Annotated in this window: 18 protein-coding genes; all 18 read right to left on the bottom strand. The window is 66.5% G+C overall.

Features of this window, described 5'->3' with window-relative positions:
• Positions 1-15: 15 nt before the first annotated feature.
• Positions 16-981 (bottom strand): SMP-30/gluconolactonase/LRE family protein, encoded by a 966-nt coding sequence (locus tag LQ955_RS16385; protein ID WP_231025550.1) that lies wholly within the window; start codon positions 979-981, stop codon positions 16-18.
• The gene (locus tag LQ955_RS16380) at positions 978-1,895 is read right to left on the bottom strand and encodes a dihydrodipicolinate synthase family protein (protein WP_231025549.1); all 918 of its coding nucleotides are present in this window, start codon (positions 1,893-1,895) and stop codon (positions 978-980) included. The genes LQ955_RS16385 and LQ955_RS16380 overlap by 4 nt, the downstream gene beginning before the upstream one ends.
• 26 nt (positions 1,896-1,921) lie before the next feature.
• Positions 1,922-3,634 carry a dihydroxy-acid dehydratase gene (locus tag LQ955_RS16375; protein ID WP_231025548.1) on the bottom strand — a complete coding sequence of 571 codons (1,713 nt, stop codon included), beginning with the start codon at positions 3,632-3,634 and terminating at the stop codon, positions 1,922-1,924.
• Positions 3,631-4,521 carry an SDR family NAD(P)-dependent oxidoreductase gene (locus tag LQ955_RS16370; RefSeq protein ID WP_231025547.1) on the bottom strand — a complete coding sequence of 297 codons (891 nt, stop codon included), beginning with the start codon at positions 4,519-4,521 and terminating at the stop codon, positions 3,631-3,633. The genes LQ955_RS16375 and LQ955_RS16370 overlap by 4 nt, the downstream gene beginning before the upstream one ends.
• Positions 4,518-5,945: a neutral/alkaline non-lysosomal ceramidase N-terminal domain-containing protein gene (locus LQ955_RS16365; protein WP_231025546.1), complete on the bottom strand. Its 1,428-nt coding sequence runs from the start codon at positions 5,943-5,945 to the stop codon at positions 4,518-4,520. Before LQ955_RS16365 ends, LQ955_RS16370 begins: the two co-directional genes overlap by 4 nt.
• Positions 5,938-6,747, bottom strand: a complete 810-nt coding sequence (locus LQ955_RS16360; RefSeq protein WP_231025545.1) for an ATP-binding cassette domain-containing protein — start codon at positions 6,745-6,747, stop codon at positions 5,938-5,940. Before LQ955_RS16360 ends, LQ955_RS16365 begins: the two co-directional genes overlap by 8 nt.
• Complete coding sequence (locus LQ955_RS16355; protein ID WP_231025544.1) at positions 6,744-7,637, bottom strand: ABC transporter ATP-binding protein; 894 nt, start codon at positions 7,635-7,637, stop codon at positions 6,744-6,746. The genes LQ955_RS16360 and LQ955_RS16355 overlap by 4 nt, the downstream gene beginning before the upstream one ends.
• Positions 7,634-8,494, bottom strand: coding sequence for an ABC transporter permease (locus LQ955_RS16350; protein ID WP_231025543.1), 861 nt, complete (start codon positions 8,492-8,494; stop codon positions 7,634-7,636). Before LQ955_RS16350 ends, LQ955_RS16355 begins: the two co-directional genes overlap by 4 nt.
• Entirely contained in the window at positions 8,487-9,449 is a 963-nt protein-coding gene (locus tag LQ955_RS16345; RefSeq protein WP_231025542.1) for an ABC transporter permease, read from the bottom strand. Before LQ955_RS16345 ends, LQ955_RS16350 begins: the two co-directional genes overlap by 8 nt.
• A gap of 94 nt (positions 9,450-9,543) precedes the next feature.
• Positions 9,544-11,088: an ABC transporter substrate-binding protein gene (locus tag LQ955_RS16340; RefSeq protein WP_231025541.1), complete on the bottom strand. Its 1,545-nt coding sequence runs from the start codon at positions 11,086-11,088 to the stop codon at positions 9,544-9,546.
• Positions 11,089-11,291: 203 nt separating this feature from the next.
• Entirely contained in the window at positions 11,292-12,122 is an 831-nt protein-coding gene (locus tag LQ955_RS16335) for an HpcH/HpaI aldolase family protein (protein WP_231025540.1), read from the bottom strand.
• Positions 12,123-12,206: 84 nt separating this feature from the next.
• Positions 12,207-13,052 carry an NAD-dependent epimerase/dehydratase family protein gene (locus LQ955_RS16330; protein WP_231025539.1) on the bottom strand — a complete coding sequence of 282 codons (846 nt, stop codon included), beginning with the start codon at positions 13,050-13,052 and terminating at the stop codon, positions 12,207-12,209.
• Positions 13,053-13,260: 208 nt separating this feature from the next.
• A complete protein-coding gene (locus tag LQ955_RS16325) occupies positions 13,261-14,235 on the bottom strand; it encodes a sugar-binding transcriptional regulator (protein WP_231025538.1) in 975 nt (324 codons plus the stop codon).
• 150 nt (positions 14,236-14,385) lie between these two features.
• Positions 14,386-15,375, bottom strand: coding sequence for a sugar phosphate isomerase/epimerase family protein (locus LQ955_RS16320; protein ID WP_231025537.1), 990 nt, complete (start codon positions 15,373-15,375; stop codon positions 14,386-14,388).
• Positions 15,372-17,183 carry an FGGY family carbohydrate kinase gene (locus tag LQ955_RS16315; protein WP_231025536.1) on the bottom strand — a complete coding sequence of 604 codons (1,812 nt, stop codon included), beginning with the start codon at positions 17,181-17,183 and terminating at the stop codon, positions 15,372-15,374. The genes LQ955_RS16320 and LQ955_RS16315 overlap by 4 nt, the downstream gene beginning before the upstream one ends.
• A complete protein-coding gene (locus LQ955_RS16310) occupies positions 17,176-18,171 on the bottom strand; it encodes a transketolase family protein (RefSeq protein ID WP_231025535.1) in 996 nt (331 codons plus the stop codon). The genes LQ955_RS16315 and LQ955_RS16310 overlap by 8 nt, the downstream gene beginning before the upstream one ends.
• Positions 18,168-19,049 carry a transketolase gene (locus LQ955_RS16305; protein WP_231025534.1) on the bottom strand — a complete coding sequence of 294 codons (882 nt, stop codon included), beginning with the start codon at positions 19,047-19,049 and terminating at the stop codon, positions 18,168-18,170. Before LQ955_RS16305 ends, LQ955_RS16310 begins: the two co-directional genes overlap by 4 nt.
• Before the next feature lie 429 nt (positions 19,050-19,478).
• Positions 19,479-20,345, bottom strand: a complete 867-nt coding sequence (locus LQ955_RS16300; RefSeq protein WP_304961244.1) for a PfkB family carbohydrate kinase — start codon at positions 20,343-20,345, stop codon at positions 19,479-19,481.
• Positions 20,346-20,513: the final 168 nt, after the last annotated feature.

The raw sequence follows: 20,513 nt of genomic DNA, 5'->3' as shown, positions 1-20,513 counted from the left end.
CGCGCCACTTCTGCGCTAAGCGCTCCGACTGCCGAAGCGGTGCTGTGCGGCACCCGCGACCGGTGAGCTGAAGCGGTAGAGGCGACCGGCCGCGAGGTCGTCAGGGCGCGCATCCGGAGCCCGTGCGGTCGTCACGAACATCTCGATACCGCCGCGCGCCGCGACGGTCGACGTGACGAGCGGGGTGGGTACCTCGACGCGCGAGAGCACACGACCCGCCTCCGCATCGAGAAGCACGAGGCAGGAGCCGCCCCAGAAGGCGACCCACAGTGCGCCGTCGACCGTCATGGTGAGGCCGTCGGGCAAGGGCCCCGCCGGGTCGAACTGAACGGCGACGCGCCACCGCGACGGGCTGCCCGTCTGCACGTCGAAATCGGCCGTGAGGATTCGCCGGCTCACCGACTCGACGAGATACATGACCACGCCGTCGGGGTTCCAGCCGATTCCGTTCGGGCAGTCGAGGTCACGGAGGTGCTCGAGCCAGCCACCGTCGGGGTCGAGCGAGTAGAGGCGACCCGGCTCCGCGGCCTCGTCATCGAGGGTTCCGATCCACAGGCGGCCGAACGCGTCGCACTCGCCGTCGTTGAAACGCAGTTGCGCAGCCATCGAAGCCGGGCGCCCATACTCGATGATGCCTTTGCCGCCGATCACCGAGACACCCGTGGGTGCGGCGATCAACAGCGCCGTGCCGCTCTGGTCACTCGCACCGCGAACGAGGCTCATTCCGGCGCATCCTGTGAGACGTTCTATCGGATCTCCCGCACCAGACCAGGCACACAACCGGCCGCCGACGATGTCGACCCAATACAGCGTCTCGTCGCGGTGGTCCCAGAACGGCGATTCGCCGAGCGCCGACGAACGGGCGCCTACAGGGCTTGCCACCCGAGCCACCAGCGCCTGCACAGCCGGGCCCACCAGGTCGGCGGCCGTCACGAACCAGGTGCGAGCATCCGTACGAAGCTCACGCGCCGAAGATGTCACGCATGCTCCAGTGCGACGACCTTCAGCTGATCGAACAGCCGATCGACCTCGGCCCGCGTCTCGCCGTCGATCACAAAACTGAGCGGGCGCCGTGCTGCCTCAGACGCGATGACACCCTGCCGCACGAGCAGGTGCTTCTCGATGGCCACATAGGTGTCGATGCTGGTCTGCAGGCTGACCATCGCGTTCAACGGACCGCTGATCGCGTACGCCACCGCCCAATCACCCTCGGTCACGGCGCGCCACATGCGCTGGATTCCCCAGCACACCTCGGTGCCCGGCATGGTGCCGACGATGCCGCGCCGGTAGCTGTCGATGAGCGCGGCGCCGCCCGAACCCTCGAAGGCCCGTGCTTCGCCGCCGGTCGCATTGCGCAGCTCCGACAAGCGTGGGCCGATCGGCGCGGCCTCCGGTTTGAAGTAGATGCGGTCGCTGTAGCGCTCGAAGAGTTCGACCTGCACCTCGATGCTCAGGGGCCGCCCCACGTATCCGCTCGCGTCTTGCACGACCAGCCCGATGGTGGTCGCGTCGGCGATCGCCGCGAAATAGGCGAAGGTCTCGCTGTCGTCGAGCGCTACCGAGATAGGCGGAATCGCCATGACGGCATCGGCACCGATCGACTCGGCATGACGCGCATGGGCGACCGCGGTTCGGGTGCTTTCGGCGCCCGCGCTGACGATGCTGAGCGCCCCGCGGTCGCGAGCGACACCGACGACGACCTCACTCAGCTCCCGGCGCTCGCCCTCGGTGAGGCGCAAGATCTCGCTGACCATGCCGGTGGTGAGCCCCGCGACCCCCTGGTCGAGCACCCACGTGAGCTCGCCGACCATCGCCGCAGAATCGATGGCTCCCGTGTCGTCGAAGAGTGTTTGCACCACGGGCAGCACTCCCCGAATCGGCGTGGGCTGTGTCATGGGTGTTGCTCCATTCATTGAGGTGTTCACGAGCGGCCGACGACGGGCTCGATGAAGCGTCGGGTTTCGGGCGACGGTGCCGCCAGAAAGTCGAGATCGCACCCGTCGGGTGCCTGCTGCACATGCTCGGCATAGAGTTTCGGCCAGCCGCGCAGGTGTCGCGGCGGCGATGGTCGCCATTCGGCACGGCGGCGCTCGAGTTCGCTCTCGTCGACGAGAAGCGAGAGACGACGCGTCACGACATCGAGCTCGATCAGGTCGCCGTCTTCGACGAGCGCCAACGGGCCCCCAACCGCCGACTCCGGCGAGACGTGCAAGACCACGGTGCCGAAACTGGTTCCGCTCATGCGCCCGTCGCTGATGCGCACCATATCGGTGACGCCCTGCTCGACGAGCCGCTTCGGAAGGGGTGCCATGCCCCACTCCGGCATTCCCGGCACGCCGACCGGGCCACAGGTGCGCACCACGATGACGTCTTCGGCGGTCACGACGAGGGATTCATCATCCAGTCGCTCGCGCATGTCGGCGTAGTCGTCGAAGACCAGAGCGCGCCCGGTGTGGCTGAGCAGACTCGAGGTCGCTGCGGCGGTCTTGATAACGGCACCGGTCGGGGCGAGCGAGCCGAAAACTGCGGCCAGCGTCGGGCCGCTCGCCACCGGGTCTGTGCGCGAGTGAATCACACCCGTCGGCTGGGGGGCGGATGCCGCGGCCACAGCCCAGGCTCGACCGTCGCCCGACCGGGCGCTGGTATCGAACTGGTCGCCGAGTGCCGCCACGAGCGCCGGAACTCCGCCGTCTCGACGAAAGTCGTGGATGAGGCCAGTTCCGCTCGGCTCGACATCGGCCAGCAGATCGATGTCGTGCCACAGAGCATCCATGCGCTCCAACCCGGCATCGAGGCCGAGTCGGCCCGCGATCGCCGCCAAATGGATGACCGCGTTCGTCGACCCCGCCACCGCCGCAAGGGTGCGGATCGCGTTGTCGAGCGAGACCTGCGTGAGGCGCGACGCCGGCCGTTCGTCGGCCAGCACAGCCTGCGTCACAGCGACGCCGGTCTGGTAGGCGGCGACCATGAGTTCGTCACCGACGGCGGCCAGCCCGGCCGTTCCCGGCAGGCTCATGCCGAGCACCTCGGTGAGAATGGCCATCGTCGATGCCGTGCCCATGGTGTTGCAGGCACCGGGGCCGGTGCACGAGAGAGTGCGTTCGAGGCCGAGCCACTGCTGGTCGTCCATTCGCCCGGCACGGCGTTCGTCGAGCGCACGCCAGAGATCGGTGCCCGTTCCGAGCGGTTTGCCGTTGAACAGCGGAGCAGAGCGAGCGCCGCCGAGCAGCAGCAACGAGGGGAGATCTGTCGTGACGGCCGCCATGATCGAGGCCGGAACGCTCTTGTCGCAGTTGGCGAGGTAGACCACGCCGTCGAGCGGGTTGGCGCGCACCGTCTCTTCGAGCTCCATCGCGACGAGGTTGCGGTAGAGCATTGCGCTCGGCTTCATGAGGTCTTCGCCGAGCGACATCACGGGAAACCGGGCCGGCACTCCGCCGGCATCGCGGATTCCGCGCTCGATCTCGGGGATGAGCCGGGTGAACCCGATGTTGCACGGGTTCAGCGCACTGGCGGTGTCGGCGATGCCCACCACGGGCTTGCCGCGGTCGACGTCGTCGAGGCGCAGGGCGACCCGGTGCGACATCGCAACCTCGTCATCGCCGTCGATCCAGGCCCTGCTTCGAAACGTCATTCGGAACCTCCTGAGGTGCGGCGCCTGCTCGGGTCGGTCGAGTCACGACCGAGAATGGATGCCCAGCCGCCGTCGATCAGAATCGACTGACCCGTGACATACGAGGCGTCGTCAGAGAGCAGAAACCTCACCACCGATGCGATTTCACTCGCGTCGGCGATACGGCCGAGTGCGCTCTTGTCGGCGAGATCCTGCCGGGCGCCCGCCGGGTCTGGGGCCGACGCGAACGAGGCCTCGAGCGCGGGAGTCATGACGGCTCCGGGCGCCACCGCATTGACCCGGATGCCCTGCGCTCCATAGGCGATGGCAGCGTTGCGCGTCAGGGCCTCGATAGCCGCCTTGGTCATCTCGTAGACGGCGAACTCGGCGTAGGAGCTGTGGGCGTGCACCGACGACATATTGACGATGGCACCACGGGTGCGGCGGCGGGCGGCGTTGGCGGGGGCAACGGCGGAAGAGGATTCGGCGGAATCGGCGTCCGCAGCGGTCTCCGTGGCTTCGCTTGCTTCGAGCATCCGCTCGAGCGCCACACTTGTGCCCCACAGTGTGCCGAACTGGTTGACCCCGATGACGCGCTCGGCGACCGATGCCGTGACGGCGTGCAGAGGTTCACGAATGGTGATTCCCGCGCAGTTGACCCAGCCGACGAGCGCGCCGAGCGTCGCTGCCGCGTCGGCGGCGCGAACATGAGTTGCGCGCTCTGCGACGTCGCCGACCACGGCCGCGACTCGCGTGAGGCGACCGAATTCTTCTTCGGCGGCGCTCAGTTCGAGTTCATTCGTGTCGACGAGCACCAGCGCCCAGCCGTGCAGGGCCAGGTCTTCGGCGATTGCCCGGCCGATGCCGCCTGCCGCGCCGGTGACGACGGCGACCTTTGCGGCCGTCATGCGAGCACCGGGCGCGGGGCGGGGAGCGTCTCGATGAGGTCGGACGCGAAGGCGATGACGCGCTCGAGTCCTCCGCGGGCGAGCAAGGTCTGCCACACCTGGTAGGAGTCGACGTCGTAGGTCTGGGTCGGGGGAAGGTACATGAAGCCTGGTCCGTTCGTGAGGTTGAGCACCACGATCATCCGGTCAGCGAAGCGCTCGCGCAGCTCGAGCTGCAGCTTCGAGAATGCTTCACCGGGTTGAGCGACGAAAACGGCGTCGCCCAGCTGCCACACCCACACCGGATGCTCGGCGGTCAGCCCGGTGCGGTAGCCGTCGGCGAGGCGTTGCGAGCGCGCGATGCGCTCCTGAGCCGCGAGCGGATCGATGCCCGCCCAGCGCTCGGCGAGCTCGGCCGCACTCACGACCGGGCGGCACTCCAGCTCGACACTGCCCGACAGGAACACCTGCTCGGAGTTCGCCTCCGCCGGCTCGGCGTACCAGATTCCGAGCGGGGCGCCCGACTCGACGACTCCGGCGAACTCGAGCCGAGTCGAGGGCGCCGACATCGTCTCGAGAGTCGACAGCACCGCGTGACCGAGGGAGCGACCGTGCCGGTCGGCGAGGTCGGTGCCGGGTGAGTACTGCTCGCGCGGCGAAAGATCGCCTGAGGCACCTTGAAAGAAGAAGCAGGATGCCCCGGTGACGCGTTCGACGAGTTCTCGGGTCGCCCCGATGAAGTCGGGCGAGAGCAGCGAGTTCTCGTGGGCTAGGGTCGTGGGGTGGCAGGCATAGTTGACCAGCACCGCCGTGACAGCCCCCGAGGAGTCGGAGACGCGACCGACCGCCACGGTGTCGTCAGCCGTCCGTGTCGGATTGAAAGCGAGCACCTCGCGGTCACCGCAGGCGAACTCACGATTGACCGCCATGTCGCAATGCCCATAGGCCCAGGTCACGACCTGCGGGGCGGCTGCCTCGCGAGCGGCCCGGCACGCCTCGACGATCTGCTCGACGAGGCGTTCGCGGTACGGCTCGACCAGTTCGCTGCCGGGTAGACCGAGTTCTCCCTCAGCAAGCGACGGGCCGGCGTGCGTGTGCACCAGATGCAGCAGCAGGGTCTGATCGGTGGCGTCGAGGGCTGCCGCGATCGGGTCGAATACCCCGGCATACACGGCGATGCTGTGCCACCAGCCGAGATCGGCCGTCACGATGTACCGCCAGGCGCCTGCGGCCGTGTCGTGCAGAGCGAGAGCGCTGGCAGTCAGAGGGCGGTGCACTCCGGTGGCGTGACCGATGCGCGCCGCTCCCCAATTGTGCGCCCTGATGCCCACGGGAGGAGTGATATCCACGACCGCCGTGCCGACGACGATCGCCGATTCACGCGGGGTGAACGAAGAGACGCTCGGGCGGGCATCCTGCAGTATCGGCGCGGAAGACTCATACATCGGCGAGCCCCTTTCGGTGGATTCCCTGGGGAATGGCGGCGAGCAACGCCCGCGTGTACGGGTCTTGCGGGTCGGCGAAGAGTTGCTCGCGCGGGGCGTACTCGACGATGCGGCCCGCGTTCATCACCGCGATGTTGTGCGACATGTACCGCGCCACGGCCAGGTCGTGCGTGATGAAGAGATAGGTGAGCCCGATGTCACGCTGCAGCTGGCTGAGCAGATTCAGAATCTGAGCCCGCACCGATACGTCGAGCGCCGAGACGGCCTCGTCGAGCACCACGACTTCGGGATTCACAGCGAGCGCCCGGGCGATGGCGACACGTTGGCACTGGCCGCCCGACAGCTCCTGCGGCTTGCGGCCCAGCTGAGCGAGCGTGAGGCCCACGGCATCTGCCAGGTCTGTGGCCCGCTGCTTACGCCCGGGGGCATCGAGGTAACCGTGTGCGACCATCGGCCCCTCAATGATGCGTTGCACCGTGTGGCGACGATTCAGCTGACCGAACGGGTCTTGCAACACGACCTGCATGCGCCGGCGGAGCTTCTGCAGCTCAGCGGGCTTCAGCGCGTGCACCTCTTGGCCGCAGACGCGAACCACTCCGCTGTCGGGGCGCTGCAGACCGAGAATGGTGCGAGCCGTGGTGGTCTTGCCACTGCCTGACTGCCCCACGAGGGCAAGTGTCGTGCCGCGCTCGACAGTGAAGCTGACGTGATCCATGGCACGGGTCATCCGCTTGCCCTGGGCGAAGGTCAGCTGAAGGTCCTCGGCCACGATGACGGGGGCGGGTACGAGATCGTTCGTCATGCGCGGGCTCCCAGTGTGGCGTGGTCGATAGGCGCGATCGTCTCGCTCAGCGCTCTGATGTCGGCCGGCATCGTGGTGATCGGGCGATCGAGCGGCATGTCGAGGGTGCAGAGCGAACCAACCAGTCCCTGCGTGTAGGGGTGCAGCGGGTTCGTGAAAATCTGCTCGGCGGTGCCCCGCTCGACGATGCGGCCGGCGAACATCACCTGGATGTCGTCGCAGAACTCCGACGCCACAGCGAGGTCGTGCGTGATGAATACCATGGCCATCTGCCGGCCGTCGACGAGCGATCGCAGCAGGTCGAGAACCGTCTCCTGCGTGGTGACGTCGAGCGCAGTGGTGGCCTCATCAGCGATCAGTAACGAGGGGCTGCCACTCATCGCCATCGCGATGACGACGCGCTGCAGCATTCCGCCCGACATCTCGAACGGGTAGAGGTCGTACCGTTCGGCCGGCCGATCGATGCCGACGCTTGCGAACAGCTCTTCAACCCTTCTGCGCGCCGCAGCCCGGTCGAGCTTCGAGTGCAGCCGCACAGCCTCGGCGACCTGCGCGCCGACGGTCAGAACGGGGTTCAGCGACGACATCGGGTTCTGATAGATCATGGCGGTCGACGTGCCGCGATAGCGGTTCAACCGTTTTCTGCTCATAGCCAGCACATCGTCGCCGGCGACCGTGATCGAACCCGACCGAATGGCGACCGGCGCGCGGTGCAGTCGCATCAGACTCAGTGCGGTCAACGACTTGCCGCTTCCCGACTCCCCGACGATGCCGAGCACTCGGCCGGGCAGAACGTCGAACGAGATGCCGTCGACGAGGTCGCGCACACCTGTTCTGGTCGGCACCGACACCACCAGGTCACGAACGGAGACTGCCGGCTTCCCGGTCATTCGCCCACCTCTTTCAGATCGAACATCGCTCCGAGTCGTTCACTCAGCAGAGTGAGGGCGACCAGCGTCACGATGATGGCCGCCGCCGGAAACACCATGAACCAGATCGAGTTGTACATCTTGGCGTAGCCCTGCAGCAGCAAGGTTCCCCACGAGGCATCCGGCGGCTGGATGCCGAGGCCGACGAAACTCAGGGTCGCCTCGAGCATGATCGCCTCGACGAGGTTCGTGGCCGCCTGCACGAGCACAGGCGGAACGATGTTGGGCAGCACCTCGACCGAGATGATGCGCCCACGGCCGGCTCCGGTGGCCCGGGCGGCGGTGACGTAGTCGCTGGTGAGCTCGGAGACAGCCGTACTGCGCACGAGTCGCGCCGTGGTCGGTGCGAGCAGCAGTCCGATGACGAGGGTCATCGAGGTGACGCTGGGGTGAAAGGCGGCGACGCAGACGAGCGCAAACAGAATCTGCGGAATCGCCATCACAGCGTCGCCCGTGCGCATGAGTACGGTGTCGACCCAGCCGCCGTACGCGGCGGCGGTCGTGCCCCAGATCAGCCCGACGATCAGGCTCAGCGCGGTGGCACCAATGCCGACCGTCAGCGAGATCTGACCACCCGCGAGCACTCGAACGAGCAGGTCACGGCCGAGGTCGTCGGTGCCGAACCAGTGCGCGGCGCTCGGCGTCTCGAAGGGTTCACCCACTCCGAGGTCGTTCGGCCCGAACGGTATGACGAGCGGGCCCAGAAAGCAGAGCAGGATGATCGCGATCACGACCCACCCCGAGACAGGAATGCGCGCGATGAAGCGCATCACCTTCGACCGCCCAGAAGGCACGAGTCGCACAGGAACACTAGCCACGAACAGCCTGCTTTCGTAGTCGCGGGTCGACGAGGCGATGCACCAGGTCGACGACCAGGGTGGTCAGGATGAACAGCACGACGATCACGAGCACCACGCCCTGCAGCACTGCGTAGTCGCGCTTGTTGGCGGAATCGATAGCCAGCGATCCGAGCCCCGGTAGGCCGAAGATGTACTCGACGACGACGACCCCGCCGAGGGTGTAACCCACGATGACGCCGAGCCGAATGAGAAACGGCACGAGCGCATTCCGCAGAATGTGTCGCACGACCACGACGCGGTTCGGGGCACCCTTGCCTTCGGCGGTGCGCACGAAATCCGCCTGCCAGAGATCAAGCATCGATGCTCGCAAGAAGCGGGCGAGCTGAGGCGAAGCGACCAGGGCGAGCGTGAGCGCCGGTAAGAACATGAGGGTGAGGTTCTCGGCCGGATCGGCGCTGAACGCGACATAACCGCGAGCTGGCAGAAGGTGCAGCCCGAGCGAGAAAATCAGAATGAGAACGATGCCGATGATGAACACTGGAACCGCCATGCCGACCGACGTGGCCAGGCCGATGATGCGGTTGGCCGGCGAGTTCGGTTGCGCCGCCGCCCAGACTGCGAGCGGAATCGAGATGATCAGAGTGAACAGCACCGCAATCGCGGTGACCTCGAGCGTCACGGGCAGCCGTGCCACGATGAGGTCAGTGACGGGCTGCTGGCTGAAGTACGACGAGCCGAGGTTGCCACCGAGAGCGTGAAACAGCCAGGTGAGGTACTGCTGATAGAGGGGGCCGGTCAAGCCGGCCTGCTCGCGCAACTGCTGCAGGGTGGCCTGGTCGATCTGAGTGCTTGCGCCGAGGCGTGCGAGCACCGGGTCGCCCGGCAGAACGCGCAGAATCACGAAAACGAGCACCGTGCTGGCCAGCACGATGACGATGCTCCAGCCGACGCGGGCGAGTACGGCTCTGGCCATCTCGGCGTCTCCTCTCGGGAGTGTTGAAGGGGAGACTTCTTCGGGGTGTTCGGCCTTGGGTAGGCGCCGAACACCCCGAAGAAGTAGTTCGTTGCTAGTTGACGCTGGCGTCTTCGAGATGAACCTGTCCGCCACCCTCGAGCCAGACGCCCGAGACGCTCGACGAGGTCGCGGCGACCGGAGCCGAGATGACGGGTGTGATCAGTGGCACCTCTTCATTCTCGAGCTTCTGTGCGGCATCCCAGTCGGCCTGTTGAGCAGCGGTGTCGGTCGTCGCGATCGCAGAGGCGAAGGCAGCGTCGTAGGCGGTGCTGTTCCAATTGCACTCGCAGCGACCCGAGAGCAAGAAGTTCATCGAGAACGCCGGTGAGGCAGGTACGGACTGATAGTTCGCGATGATGTAACCCGGGTAGCTCTGCCCCGCGGGGTAGAACTTCGCGGCCCACGTCGCCGTGTCGTTCGTCTGAATGTCGAGCTTGATGCCGATCTTCGCAAGCGACGCCTGCAGAATCTGGCCGGCAGCCGCCTGCTCGGGAAAGGCGGATGCACTCCACCATGTCAGCGTCGATCCATCGGTGACACCGGCCTGAGCGAACAGCGCTTTAGCCTTGTCGAGGTCGTACGGGTACGACTGCAGGTCGGTGGCGTGGAAGGGGTTGTCCGGCGCGAGCATGGTGTTCGTGTCTGAAACGACACCTTGACCGTAGTACGCCGTCTTCAGAATCGTGGCGCGGTCGGTCGCGTAGGCGAGCGCCTGCCGTGCGGCGAGATTGTTGAACGGAGCGCTGGTCATGTCGACCTCCCACGTCACCGCCTGGCTGAGACTCTGCGGCTTGACCAGCGTCACAGAGCTGTCACCGTTGAACGACGACACGTCAGAGAGCGCGAGCCCCGCCAGCACGTTGATGTCACCCGAGCGGATGCTCGTGGTAGCCGACGTCGAATCCGCCGTCTTCACGAGGTCGATCTCTTTCACCTTGGCGGGCGTGCCCCAGTAGTCGGGGTTCTGCACCATGGTCACGGTGCTGTCCGGCGTGAAAGCCGACACCGTGTAGGGGCCGGAGGTGATGGGCTTGGAGTTGATGTCGGCGAGATCGCTCACTTTGATCATTCGCACCCCCGTGATCGACTCGGGAAGGAACGCGTTCGCCGCCTTGAGCGTGAACTGCACCGTGGTCGGGTCGACGGCCGTGACCGACGAGATCGTGGCGAGCTTGTTCGACTCCTGTGTGGCAGTCGACGGGTCGAGGTAGTAGTTGAACGTGTCGACGACAGCCTGGGCGTCGAGGGCGGAACCGTCAGAGAACTTGGCGCCCGGGTTCAGTCTGAAGGTCCACGAGGTGGCGTCGGTGTTGCTGGTCCAGCTCGCCGCGAGGTCGGGCTGGATCTTGCCGGCCGCGTCCCACTTCGTCAGGCCCGTCCAGAGCAGCGGAAACAGTGTCTCCTCGAACGCGAAGGTTCGGATGGCGGGGTTCAGCTGGGGAATGCCCGACGAGGCACCGACGGTGAGCACCGAACTCGCGGCAGAAGAAGTGCTGCTCGCCGAGCCGCCGGCAGAGCATCCGGTCAGCGCTAGCGCGCCCACCAGAACCAGGCCGGCTGCTGCTCGCAGTCGGTGTTTGTGTACTACACGCGTCATGGGCTGTCGCCTTTCAGAGAGGAGAATTTCAGGAGGGTAAGTTCGGTATTACAGAACTGGATTCTGTTCTACAGATCATTGTGCTCAGCGACCGCGCGGTGCACAAGCTGAAATCGACATTCGCGACAGATTTAATCTGTTGGATACAAATGCATGAGGCCCCCCGCTCGAAACGGGAGGCCTCATCACCAGAGCATGATCGTCTAATATCCCCCGGAAGGCGCACCCACCTGCTCGCCCCGAAGGGCAGACGCGAGCGACGATACCGCTGTCGCGAATAGAGACGTGTCAGTGCCGCTCGTAAGCATAGAAAACCCCCGGTCAGCCCAGTATTTTGCCATCTCGGGCGACGAGCAGTGCAGAGCTGCGATGATGCCATTCGAGCGGCAGGCCACCGCAACACGATCGAGGGCATCGTGGATGGCGGGCTCGTCGAGGTAGGTCGAACGCCCGAACCCAAGACTGAGGGCGAGGTCGTTAGGCCCGATATAGATGCCGGCCAGACCGGGTGTTGCGGCGATCTCGTCGAGGTTCTCGAGCGCCAGTGCGGTTTCGACCATGACCAGGCAGCCGACTGCAGAATTGGCAGCATCGGGCAGCAGCGTCGTGTCGGGCCAGAGCGGGCCCCAGCTGCGCGCCCCGCCATTCGTCGGAGCTCTGCCGCTGCTCGGCGCCGAAACACTCGGGTACGCGGCGCACTCGACGGCCGCTGCTGCCGCTTCGGCCGAATCCACCATCGGAACGATCACGAGCTCGGCGCCGAAGTCGAATGCCTGCATAATCAGCTCGGGCCTGTTCCAGGCCACCCGGGAGACACAGGTGGTGAAGGTCGGCTTGAGCAGTCGTGATGCGTGCCGCAGATCGGCGGGGGCGAGCATGCCATGCTGCAGATCAACGCAGAGGTAATCGAATCCGACGCCCGCGAGCATGCCGATGTCGCTGAGCGAATCGGTGCAGCTCCAGAGCCCGAACGCCGGGCGCTGAGCCCATTCGCGCCAGTGTCGCGGCCGGGAATCCAGGTAGTCATCGGTCATTACAGACACAGCTTTCTCTTCGCGCTAGACGGGGCAGATGTGTTCTGTATTACCGCACTGCGGTCGCTATCACCAAATTCTCCTCTACTGAACGTCGCGCCACGAATGCTGCGGATCGTACCCGAGCACCCGGCGCGCCTTCGTGATCGACAGCAGCGTGGTGTTCTCGCCGAGTTCGCCGCGAATAGGCGTGTCGGGAAAGACCTCGGCCACCAGCTCCGCGTTCGAGCGGCTCATCACGGTGTCAGCAGCCGCGATGATGAAGCGCTCGAAGCCCTTTCCGTTCCATTCGAGAGCCTTCAAGACGGCTTGGGCGCCGTCGCGCGAGTCGATGTAGCCCCACATGTTCCACTTGCGGGCGCGGGCATCGGCGTCGAACGAGGGGAACTCGGCGTAGTCCTCGTCGTACATCACGTTCGAGAAGCGCAAGGCCACGATCTTCAGGTCGGGATCCCAGCGCGTGAGCTCGATCTCCAGCTGCTCTTCGAGGTGCTTCGTGAGCGAATAGACGCTCTCGGGGCGGGCGGGATACTCCTCGTCGACCGGAATGTAGGGCGGCGGCACGTCGAACGGCAGCCCCAGAACAGTCTCGCTCGAGGCGACCACGATGTTCTTGATTCCGGCACGCTTGGCGCCCTGCAGCACATGAAAGGTCGACACCATGTTGTTGTCGAAGGTCGCGACATCGCTGAGGATGCTCGGCGCCGGTATCGCGGCCAAGTGCACCAGGGCATCCAGCCCGTCGTAGCGGTCGTTCACGCCCATCAGCGCATCGACCGTTTCGCCGTAGTTCGTGAAATCGACGCGGATCGTGCCGTACTCACGGGCGCCCTTCACGTCGAGGTTGAACACCTCGTGACCCGCTTCGCGCAGATACGCGACGACGGTCGAGCCGAGCTTTCCTGATCCGCCGGTTACTGCAATACGCACTGTCTCTCCTCGGTAGTGGATGATCGTGGGTCGCAGCCTTCGCACGTCGCTGTGACACGTTTCAATTCTCTCACCCCGAGTGCCCGCGCCGCGCCGCTCCCCGCCCCGCGCCGCTCGCGCCGCCTCGAGAGCGACTTTTCCGGTCGAGAGCGACCGCCGCGGCGGCTCTTCTCGTCCGCAAGCATCGCTCTCGCGATAGGTGGACGGGTCAGGCGGCGAGAAAGCGGGCGGTGGCGACGTCGGTGATGAGTACGTCGATCCAGCCGCCGCGGGCAGCGGCGCGGATGGCCTCGTGTTTACGCTCGCCGCCGGCGATGCCGATGGTGCGGGGAATCGCACGCAATTCATCGACCGAGATGCCGAGAACCCGGTCGTGCAGGTCGGTCTGAACCAGGGCACCGTCGGCGTCGAAGAAGCGCAGGCAGACGTCGCCGACAGCTCCGGATGCGCGCAACTGCTGCTGATCATCCGGTGTCACCGCGTTACCCGAGCTCTGCAGCAGGGTCGACGGCTCGAGACTGCCGATTCCGACCAGCAGCGTCGTGAGCGAGGGCCAGGCCGCCACGGCCTGCGCGATGTATTTGTCGGCGAGAAGGGCATCACGGGCTGCCGCGCTGCCGACGATGCCGGGAGCCGGAAAGAAGATGGGCTTCGCACCCGTCACGCCCGCCAGACGATCGGCGAGTCGTGTCGCCTGAATCTGCACGGTGGCATTGCCGACCCCGCCGAGCACCTGCACCACGCTGGATGCCGTGCGAACCGTGCGCGGAGCCATCGCGTCGACCGTGGCGAGCAGCGTCGACGACCACGACGAGATGCCGACTTGGTCATTGCCCGTGAGCGTGGTCTCGAGGTAGGCGGCACCGGCACTGCCGAGTGAGGCGAGCAAGCCCTGTTCGGTCGGCGCTTCGTCGGCGACCACCACGTCGGCGAGATCGTATTTCGCCCGAACCGCGTCTTCGAGCTCGGAATGCACGCCCTCGGGTGCCACGACGATCGTGCGCACGATGCCGAGCGTGACGGCCTCCTTCAAGAACCGCGACACCCGTGACTGCGAGATGTGCAGCCGCTCGGCGATCTCGGGCTGGCGAAGGCCCTGCTCGTGGTACATGCGCGCGATCTTGGTGAGCAACGAAAGGCGATCGACGGGCAGCCGAGAGGCCGCGGCGCGATCGAAGGTCATGCTCACAGAGTACATTCGCGCGCTCTTGCCGCCGTCACCGTGTCGGTTCGGACGGCGGGCCCGCCGTCACGCCGACAAAACGGAGGAGATTTCGAGGGGGCACCGCCGTATGCGGCCCACCCCCTCGAATTCTCCGCAGAAATCGCGAGCCTACTCGGCGTAGCTCGAGAAGAGTGCCTGCTGCGCCAGGGCCAGCGCGGTGAGCGAATCGTGGTTGTCTTGCGCCGCCTGGATGGCCGCGAAGTCGAGCTTCTCGAGCCCGCGGTCGGCCGCCTTCAAGAAGTCGATGGCGTGGTTCGCCGCTTGCACGCTGTCTTCACGGAACGGAAATTGATCGAGCTGCCAGACGCCCTCCCAGTTGTTCTTGCGCAGCGTGTAGAAGAACTCGAACAGCTCGATGGGGTGAACGGTGCCGGCGACCATGTCGTCGTCCCACTGGCGCAGGTTGTCGTTGACGTCCATGCCGAACAGGCGCCCGTAGTCGATGGCGAGCTGAGCCGAATCCGCCGGCGATTCGCCGCCGAAGAGCGCGTGGCCGAAGTCGAGCAGAATGCCCACGTTCGGCAGCCCGATCTTCTCGATGCCGAGCAGCGTGCGCGATACGGAGTCGAAGCTCATGTGCACGCGCGGCTCGCGCGGCTTGTACTCGATGACGAACTTGAGGTCGGGGTTCTCGCTGGCGAGTTGGCCGACGCCGTCGAGCGAGTTCTTCCAGAGCGCACCGTGGTCGACCTGGAACGGGTAGTCCCAGCCGTCTTGACCGGGCCAGAGCTTCACGTAGTCGGCGCCGAAGAAGCGCACGACGTCGGCTGCCTCATTGATGAGCTCGTTCGCGCGGCGCCGCACGCCCGGGTCGGGGTTGGTGAACGCGCCCTTGGCGAACTCGCGCGTGTACATTTCGGGCGTGATGCCGATGACGCCCAGGTTGTTGCGGTCGAGTGCCTCTTTGACCTGCTCGTTGGTGAACTCGCCGCCGAAGTAGGGGTAGTTGAGGTCGACCACCGAGAGGTCGCGCACCTGACCGGCGATGTCGATGGCATCGATCACACTGCGCGGTTCGCCGTAGCCGTCGGTGGCGTAGCGGTCGACGTAGGTGGCGAAGTGCCAGATGCCGGCCCCGTACTTCTGGTTGCTTGTCATGGGGTGCTCTCTTTCATCGGAAACGGGTGGTGTGAGACGCTGGGGTCGCTGCTCGGGCTCGGTGCCTGGTCTTGGCTCGGGCTCGATGCCGGGTGCTGGCTCCGACTCGACCGAGGGGCCGGCTCAGTCGACGTGCGGGCACTGGAGGTGCGGACACCGGATGATCGGGCGAGGCCCACGGCGTCGAGCCAGCGTGCCCGGCGGGATGCCGCGTGCGCCGCGCTAACCTGTGGCACGAAGGTGGTGCTGCCGCGGTCGAACGCAAGTACTTCTTCGTCGGTGAAGACCCCGGCGGCGATTCCCGCGAGATGAGCCGCACCGAGGGCGGACAGCCCGGCGACCGACGGCCGCTCGACCCGGCGCTGCGTGAGGTCGGCAAGCAGTTGGGCGAGATCGTCGTTCGCGGCGGGGCCGCCGTCGATCACGATGGTGTCGAAGCGATCGCGGCTCGCCTCTGCTGCCGAGAGCACATCTTCGACCTGCAGAACGATCGACTCGACGGCCGCGCGCGCGAGCTGCTCGCGACCCGCGCCGAGATCGAAACCTGTGATCACGGCCCGGGCCGACTCGTCCCACCAGGGCGCGCCGAGGCCGGCGAAGGCAGGCACGAGGTCGACGCCGTCGTCGGGAGCGAGCGGCGTGGTCGCTGCTAGCGAAAAGACGTCGGCGGGGGTGATGCCGAAGAGGTCGGCGAGCCAGGTGACGGTGGACCCGCTGGAGAGGATGTTGCCCTCGAACGCGAGCCGTGCATCCGGCGCCCCCCACGCAACGGTGGTGACGAGGCCGGCTGCCGCAGGAGAAGGGGCCGCGGGAGAAGGAAGGAGCCCCATGATCGACGATCCGGTGCCCAGTGTGACCTTCACCGCCCCGGGTTCGCGGGCGCCGTGGCCGAAGAGCGCCGCGTGGCTGTCGCCGAGAACGGCGTGAAAGCGGGTGCCAAAGGGCAGAGCATCCACCCCGCGTACCGGCGCCGAGGGCTCGTTCGACGCCGCGATTCTCGGCAGCGCCTCGCGCGGAATGCGAAAGAGCGAGAGCAGCTCGGGACTCCATTCGAGCGTCGCGAGGTCGAGCAACTGAGTGCGGCTGGCGTTGCCGAGTTCGATGCGGTGCTCGCCCGTCAGCGTGAACAGCAGAAACGCGTCGACCGTGCCCAGCGCGATCTCACCGGCGCGCGAACGTGATCGGTTGGGGTCGACCTCGTCGAGCAGCCAAGCGAACTTGAGCGCCGAAAACATCGGGTCGAGCGGCAGACCGGTGATTTCGCGCACACGATCGCCGTATCCGGCCGCCGCGATGTCTTGGGCCGCAGCGATCGTTCGGCGGTCTTGCCAGCCGAGCACGGGGCCGAGGGGTTCGCCGGTGACGGTGCTCCAGATGAGGGCGGACTCGCGCTGGTTCGAGAGCGCGAGCGCGGCGACTCGGTTGCCGGCGGTGCGGGCTTCTCCCGAAGCGCCCGCGTCGTGGCCACTTTCACCCGGGCGCGCTTCACTCGCGGCCGCCGCAGCCAGGGCTGCACCGATGTCGGCGAGGGCCTGGTGCACGCTCGCAAGCAGCTGACGGGCATCTTGCTCGACCCAGCCGGGCTCCGGATGCGACTGGTCGAGCGGAACCGAAGCGCTGGCGATGACCCGACCGGTGCGGTCGAGGGCGATCGCCTTGGTGGAGCTCGTGCCTTGATCGATGGCGATCACGACGTCGCGGCTCACCTCGTCGCGGCTCGCGCCGTCCTGGCCGAGCTCGTCCCGGCCCGCGCCGGCACGAACGGTCGGCGGCGCGACCTCAGTGTCGCGCGACCCGGCTTCAGGCATCGGCAAGCGCCTCCCTGGCAGCGGTGACGAGGTGGGTCGCGGTCAAATTGAAGTACTCGAGCAAGAAGTCGGTGCTGCCGGTCGGCGCGAACTCGGTGAGTCCCAGAATACGCAGCGGCACCCGCGCACCGCGTTCGAGCTGGCTGACGACGCCCGCGACAGCGGCGCCGAGACCACCCGCGATGTTCGCTTCTTCGGCGGTCACGATGGCACTCGTCTCGCGCGCCGCAGCGGCGATCGCCGCGACGTCGAGCGGCGCGATGTACGACGCGTTCAGCACGCGCACGCTGACACCCGCGGCCTCGAGCTCGGCAGCAGCAACCAGAGCACGAGACACCAGGGTTCCGGTGGCGATCAGTGTGACGTCACGCCCGTCGCGCAACGTCTGGAATTCGCCACGCACCAGCGGCGCACCCTCGATAGACACATCGGGCACCTTGTGCCGGCCGACGCGGATGAACGTGGGCCGCGGGTTCGAGACGGCTGCCTGCACGGCCTGCCGGGTCTGCTGCCGATCGGCCGGTACCACGATGTCGAGCCCCGGCAGGGCGCGCAGCCACGACAGGTCTTCGACCGAATGGTGTGTCGGGCCGAGTTCGCCGTAGGCCATACCCGGGCTCATTCCGCAGAGGATGACCGGGTGCTGGCTGTAGGCGATGTCGGCCTTCACCTGCTCGAGCGAGCGGCCGGTGAGGAACGGCGAAGCGCCACACACGAACGGGATGAGGCCCGAGCTGGCCAGACCTGCTCCGACGCCCACCATGTCTTGTTCGGCGATACCCACGTTGATGAGCCGATCGGGAAATTCGTCGCGGAAGGCTGTGAGGTTGGAGGAGCCGACGGAGTCGTTGCACACGGCGACAATGCGGGCATCCTGTCGTGCCAGCTGAATGAGCTCGTCGGCGAAGGCGGTGCGGTTGTCATACGTCGGGGCGGCGGCGAGGCGCTCTGCCTCGGTCTGCACCTGCTGTGTTGTTTCGATGCTCACGCGAGCTCCTCCAATGCCAGGCGAACCTGCTCGGCCGACGGCACTTTGTGGTGCCACTCGACGCGGTCTTCGATGAACGAAACGCCCTTGCCCTTGATGGTGTTGGCGATCACAGCGACCGGTTTGCCGGTGGTCGACGGGGCGAAAGCGGCGATGAGCGAGGCGTAGTCGTGCCCGTCGGCGATGCGCACCTCGCAACCGAACGACGCGAGCTTCTCGTCGAGCGGATCGAGCGCGTTCGTCTCTTCGGTGCGCGCGCCCTGCTGCAGGCGATTGCGGTCGACGATGGCGACGAGATTGTCGAGCTTGTACTGCGAGGCCGACATGAGCGCCTCCCAGTTGCTGCCCTCTTGCATCTCTCCGTCGCCCATCACCACGAATACTCGAGCGCCGCTGCCCGTGAGTTTTGCCGCGATGGCCTGCCCGACGGCGACGGGTAGCCCGTGGCCGAGCGGGCCGGTGTTGGTTTCGACGCCCGGTACTTTGTTGCGATTCGGATGCCCGTTCAGAGCACTGAGCGGAGCCATGAATGTCGACAGCTCAGCCGGGTCGAAATACCCGCTGAAGGCGAGGGTCGAGTAAAGCGCTGCCGCGCAGTGCCCTTTGCTGAGGATGAACCGGTCGCGCCCGGCCTTGCCCGGATCAGCCGGGTCAATGCGCAGGGTGTAGTCGAACAGCGTGGTGAGAATGTCGGTCACCGAGAAGTCGCCACCGATGTGCCCGAGGCCCGCACGCGAGATCATGTTCACAACGCTGCGGCGGGTGCGCCTGGCGGAACCGGCGAGCTCGGCGTCACGCTCGACGGCGCTCGACGCGTTCTCGACGCGGTCGCGCAGTTCGCGCCACTGCTCGACCTGGGCTGGGTCTGTGGTCAACATGCGGTTGGGGTTCCTTCTCGTGCCTGTCGGGGTTGTGTGTTCGTGTTCCTGATGTTCGCCTTGCATATCTATTCACTACTGATCGAACATACTCAATCGTGACAGCATTCGGCCTCTGTGTCAACGCCCGGCGGCCCACCGCACTCCGAGTGAGGCCGTTACGCCGCAATCGAGGTCGCTACAAGCGGCTCAATTCGGCAAGATGTACCTCAATACCTGCCGAGATGCTCGGGGTGACGCGCCCGTTACGGCGCGGTACAAGCAGCAACCAGGGCCTTCACGCCAAGATCAAGGGCTTGTCACGTTGTACATCGCCACTTCGAGATAGTTCGCATACAAGTGCGGCGATCGGGCGGCGCTGCTCGGGCGGCGTGATCACGGTCTCGTTCTGACGGGCGTCAGGCGGGCTGATGTCAGGCGGGCTGCATGTCAGGCGGGCTGGGCGCCGAGCCAGGAGACAGAGCGGCCGGCGGCCGCGCTGGCCGCGTGCATGGCCTGCGCGCGCGAGTCGCCGGCGGCGAGGCGCGCGGCGAGAGTTCCGCAGTAGGTGTCTCCGGCGCCGGTCGTGTCGACCACCGTCTCGGCAGGAGCGGATGCGACCGACACCTCGCCCCAGCGCGAGCCCGCGGAACCGAGGGTGACGAGCAGCGAGGGAAGGTCGGCTGCGGATGCCCGCAGTTCGTCTGCCTCGAGTTCGTTCACCACCACGGGGTCGGCCATTGCCAGCACGTCGGCGGACAGCAACGCGAACGGCGCGAGGTTGAGCACGACTCGTGCGCGAGCATCCGCGGCGATTCGCACCGCCGCTGCAACGACCTCGAGATCGAGCTCGAGCGAAACGAGCAGCACGTCTTCTGCGGTCAGGCCCGAGGGCTCGGAGTCGTAGGCGGTATCAGTGGTGTCGAGGCCACCTGACCCGCGCAGAACCTCGAGATCGTCGAAGGAGACTCTCGCGTTCGCCCCCGGGGACACGATGATGGTGTTCTCGCCGGATTCGTCGACGGCGATCATGGCGTGCCCGGTGGTGACTCCGCGGGTGACAGTGAGAGATCGCACGTCGACCGAACGCGACGCGAGCCTGCGGCGATAAGACTCGCCCTCGGTGTCGTCGCCGACTCGACCGACGAAGACCACCTCGGCTCCGGCTTCGGCGGCCGCCACGGCCTGGTTCGCTCCCTTGCCACCCCAGAACGTCTCGAGGTCTGACCCGCGCACGGTTTCTCCGGGCAGTGGATGCCGCACCACTCGCACCACGGAATCGACGTTCACCGACCCCACCACAAACACCCGGCCCACCTGCGGCCCCTTTCGTCGCGCGGCGCCGCGCTTCTCGCACAGGATCATGCGCGGCTGCAGCAGCCACGTGCACGCCCTCTCGCGCGCACGATCACCCTCCACGGCACTGCCGCCAGCCTACCCGCGCACGCCCGAAACCGAACTCCCGTTCATCCGCTCACCCCTTCA

Source organism: Subtercola endophyticus (assembly GCF_021044565.1).
Classification (GTDB): Bacteria; Actinomycetota; Actinomycetes; order Actinomycetales; family Microbacteriaceae; genus Subtercola; species Subtercola endophyticus.
The sequence above is the reverse complement of the archived record's forward strand: the minus strand, read 5'-3'. Positions and strand labels throughout refer to the sequence as shown.

Bases quoted from the DNA above. Each gene is read 5' to 3' on its own strand.
- LQ955_RS16380 (WP_231025549.1), bottom strand. From the start codon at position 1,895: ATGACACAGCCCACGCCGATTCGGGGAGTGCTGCCCGTGGTGCAAACA.
- LQ955_RS16375 (WP_231025548.1), bottom strand. From the start codon at position 3,634: ATGACGTTTCGAAGCAGGGCCTGGATCGACGGCGATGACGAGGTTGCG.
- LQ955_RS16370 (WP_231025547.1), bottom strand. From the start codon at position 4,521: ATGACGGCCGCAAAGGTCGCCGTCGTCACCGGCGCGGCAGGCGGCATC.
- LQ955_RS16365 (WP_231025546.1), bottom strand. From the start codon at position 5,945: ATGTATGAGTCTTCCGCGCCGATACTGCAGGATGCCCGCCCGAGCGTC.
- LQ955_RS16360 (WP_231025545.1), bottom strand. From the start codon at position 6,747: ATGACGAACGATCTCGTACCCGCCCCCGTCATCGTGGCCGAGGACCTT.
- LQ955_RS16355 (WP_231025544.1), bottom strand. From the start codon at position 7,637: ATGACCGGGAAGCCGGCAGTCTCCGTTCGTGACCTGGTGGTGTCGGTG.
- LQ955_RS16345 (WP_231025542.1), bottom strand. From the start codon at position 9,449: ATGGCCAGAGCCGTACTCGCCCGCGTCGGCTGGAGCATCGTCATCGTG.
- LQ955_RS16340 (WP_231025541.1), bottom strand. From the start codon at position 11,088: ATGACGCGTGTAGTACACAAACACCGACTGCGAGCAGCAGCCGGCCTG.
- LQ955_RS16335 (WP_231025540.1), bottom strand. From the start codon at position 12,122: ATGACCGATGACTACCTGGATTCCCGGCCGCGACACTGGCGCGAATGG.
- LQ955_RS16325 (WP_231025538.1), bottom strand. From the start codon at position 14,235: ATGACCTTCGATCGCGCCGCGGCCTCTCGGCTGCCCGTCGATCGCCTT.
- LQ955_RS16320 (WP_231025537.1), bottom strand. From the start codon at position 15,375: ATGACAAGCAACCAGAAGTACGGGGCCGGCATCTGGCACTTCGCCACC.
- LQ955_RS16315 (WP_231025536.1), bottom strand. From the start codon at position 17,183: ATGCCTGAAGCCGGGTCGCGCGACACTGAGGTCGCGCCGCCGACCGTT.
- LQ955_RS16305 (WP_231025534.1), bottom strand. From the start codon at position 19,049: ATGTTGACCACAGACCCAGCCCAGGTCGAGCAGTGGCGCGAACTGCGC.